This is a genomic window from Ruegeria sp. AK11, assembly GCF_056541095.1.
On sequence record NZ_JBQFXU010000030.1, the window covers coordinates 1 to 2,985 of the forward strand.

A 2,985-nucleotide genomic window follows, 5' to 3' on the forward strand; every position below is an offset into this window, starting at 1 on the left:
ACAGCCAATGTCGGGCATCAGCAGCCTAACGACAGTTAATGTGACAACACAGAAAGAAAGGCTCGAGACACGCCATTTGCGCGTCGATCAGCCAGAAAAATCACTCATGTCACCGCTCCGTTTTCGGAGCTGTGAAGCACGCGCACAACAAAAACCAATGAATCCTGACCCTAGATTTGCTGCAAAGCTGTCCGAGAAGACGGGACCACTTAATCTGCCCCCTGTTGACTACTTTGTCGTGCCTTCAGTCGGTGGCCGACCTGAACAATCGCGTCAAGGGCCGGGATCAATTCGGCCCCAAGCTCGGTCAGGCTGTATTCCGTCGAGGGGGGCGACGTGCGCCGGACATGGCGGACCAGCACACCTCGTGCAGCCAGTTCCGACAAACGGGCCGAAAGTACCTTGGCAGAAATCGGCGGAATATCCGAACGCAGTTCACTAAAGCGGCGCGGCCCGGCCCGCAACGACCAGATCACGTTCGGCGCCCAGGCACCTGCAATCACAGCCATGCATTCGGTCAGCATGCAGGGTTCGGGTGGCGCAGGGCTTCGGTTGTTCCGCATCTTCAGGGCCATGAGTCGTTACCAGGTTTCTGTTGGGTTACTCTATTTTTTAAGTAACCATCAGAAACCTAGTTGTCAACGGATATGCCCTTCTCCATGTCTATGGTGCCACCAGTAATCCCCAGAAAGGAATACCATGAAACTCTACTACAAACCGGGCGCATGTTCGCTTGCCAGCCACATCGTGCTGACCGAAATCGGCACTCCCTTCGAAACTGAGGCCGTTGATACCGCGGCTGGCCGCACTGAATCCGGCGCGGATTTTAGATCCATCAACCCCCGAGGATATGTGCCGGTGCTTGCGCTGGACGACGGTGAACTTGTCAGGGAGGGATCCGCTATTCTTCAATATCTTGCTGATAAGAACCCGTCCTCTGATCTGGCACCATCAAACGGAACGATGGCCCGGACACGGGTTCAGGAATATCTGAGTTTTGTGGCGGCCGATCTGCACAAATCCTTCAGCCCGCTGTTCAAGGGTGATTCCACCGACGCCGAAAAAACCAAGGCGCGCAGCATCGTCAAAACAAAATTCGATCAGGTCGAAAACATACTGGCCGATGGGCGGGAATACCTTGTGGACGGAAAGTTTTCGGTCGCGGACGCATATCTTTTCGTTGTCTCGAACTGGGCAAATTTTACGGAAATCGATTTGTCCGGCTGGCCAAACCTGAAAGCCTATGTCGAGCGGGTGGCAGCACGTCCCGCAACACAAACGGCGATGCGCGCCGAAGGGCTGATCCAATGACCCCGGCCGATCACAAAGCTGTGGTCGAATTGATGGAGGCCTATTTCGAGGGCCTTCATCACGCCGACAGCAACGCCCTGAGACAGGTGTTTCACCCGAAACTGGCCTATATCTGCGCCACCGAAGGGGATGAGCTGTATCTGGATCTTGAGAGCTATATGGCCCGTGTGGATCAGCGTGAACAGCCAGCAAAGCGCGGTGACCCGCGCGATGAAGAGATATTGCAGATCTCCTTCGGCAGTCCGAGGCTGGCCCATGTCATGGCCCGTATGTCGATGATGGGGCGCGATTATCTGGATTACCTTTCCCTTGTCCGCCACGGCAATGACTGGCGGATTGTCACCAAGGTCTTCTCCTACGTTCCAAGGAAGGATTAAAACCATGCCATATGTGAATGTCAAAGTAACCCGTGAAGGTGGTCCTGACGGAACCGGCCCAAGCCAGAACGAGAAAGCAAAGCTGATCGCCGGAGTGAGCGAACTGTTGCACGAGGTGCTGGGCAAAAACCCGGCAACCACAGTCGTCGTGATTGACGAGGTCGATCTGGACAACTGGGGCATCGGTGGGCTGCCGGTTGTCGACTACCGAAAGACGGCCACGTGAAAACCCGGCTGACCGAGCGCCTGAACCTGTCCCACCCGGTCATTCAGGCGCCAATGGCGTTTGTTGCGGGTGGGTCGTTGGCCTCGGCTGTGACGCAGGCGGGCGGGCTTGGGTTGGTCGGCGGGGGTTACGGCGATCGGGACTGGATTGCGCAACAGTTCGATGCAGCCGGAACCACCCCTGTCGGGTGCGGTCTGATCACATGGAAGTTGGCAGAGCAGCCCGCTCTGCTCGATTACGTGCTGGAGCGCGGGCCAGCCGCGGTCTTTCTGTCCTTTGGTGATCCTGCACCCTTTGCCGACAGGATCAAACGGACGGGCGTTCCGCTTATCTGCCAAATCCAGACACTTCGGGACGCGCTGCGTGCCATTGCGGTTGGCGCCGATGTCATTGTGGCTCAGGGGGCCGAAGCTGGTGGCCACGGCGAGGTGCGCGGCACGATCGCGCTTGTGCCCGAAGTGGCGGATAAAATTGACGCATCGAACAGTTCGGCTGTACTTTGCGCCGCCGGTGGTATCGGCGATGGTCGCGGTCTGGCTGCGGCCCTGATGCTTGGCGCAGATGGCGTTGTGATAGGAACTCGGTTTGTTGCTGCAGATGAGGCGCTGATCCATCCGCAGATTCTCAGCGACATCTTGCGCGCATCGGGGGATGAAACCGTTCGAACCTCGGTTCCCGACATCATTCGCGGTTATTCTTGGCCGGACCGATACTCAATCCGGGTACGTCGAAATGATTTTGTCAGTAAATGGCATGGTCAAGAAGCCGCGCTAGACGCCGGCTTGGATGTCGAAAGACGACTTTGGAACGATGCTCAGAATTCCGGAAATCCGTCAATCGTTCCCGGTATTGTCGGCGAAGGTGTGGGTATCATAAGAACCTCGAAACCTGCAGAACAGATCATTGACGAGATCATGCGCGATGCGATCGACCTCATCAAAGGTGAAGGTGGCAGACATTTGTTTCGGCATAAGGCTTGATTGTCTATCGGTCAAAAAACGCGATTAGGTGGGATCTAATGGTGTTGTCACATTAACTGTCGTTAGGCTGCTGATGCCCGACATTGGGCGG

The 2,985-nt window shown here is 56.3% G+C and carries 5 protein-coding genes; 4 read left to right on the forward strand and 1 reads right to left on the reverse strand.

The window, feature by feature from the left end; translation table 11 throughout:
• Positions 1-209 precede the first annotated feature (209 nt).
• Positions 210-575, reverse strand: a complete 366-nt coding sequence (locus ACR0D9_RS20505; protein WP_480484960.1) for a winged helix-turn-helix transcriptional regulator — start codon at positions 573-575, stop codon at positions 210-212.
• A 124-nt stretch (positions 576-699) separates the two neighbouring features.
• Between ACR0D9_RS20505 and gstA the strand changes: the two genes are divergently transcribed.
• Genes gstA through ACR0D9_RS20525 form a run of 4 tightly spaced genes read left to right on the forward strand, consistent with a single transcriptional unit; the run spans position 700 to position 2,894 of the window.
• On the forward strand, positions 700-1,311 hold the full coding sequence (gstA, locus tag ACR0D9_RS20510; RefSeq protein ID WP_480484959.1) for a glutathione transferase GstA: 612 nt from the start codon (positions 700-702) through the stop codon (positions 1,309-1,311).
• Positions 1,308-1,688, forward strand: a complete 381-nt coding sequence (locus tag ACR0D9_RS20515; RefSeq protein WP_480484958.1) for a nuclear transport factor 2 family protein — start codon at positions 1,308-1,310, stop codon at positions 1,686-1,688. Before gstA ends, ACR0D9_RS20515 begins: the two co-directional genes overlap by 4 nt.
• A gap of 4 nt (positions 1,689-1,692) precedes the next feature.
• Positions 1,693-1,914 (forward strand): tautomerase family protein, encoded by a 222-nt coding sequence (locus ACR0D9_RS20520; RefSeq protein ID WP_480489513.1) that lies wholly within the window; start codon positions 1,693-1,695, stop codon positions 1,912-1,914.
• On the forward strand, positions 1,911-2,894 hold the full coding sequence (locus tag ACR0D9_RS20525) for an NAD(P)H-dependent flavin oxidoreductase (protein ID WP_480540094.1): 984 nt from the start codon (positions 1,911-1,913) through the stop codon (positions 2,892-2,894). Before ACR0D9_RS20520 ends, ACR0D9_RS20525 begins: the two co-directional genes overlap by 4 nt.
• Positions 2,895-2,985: the final 91 nt, after the last annotated feature.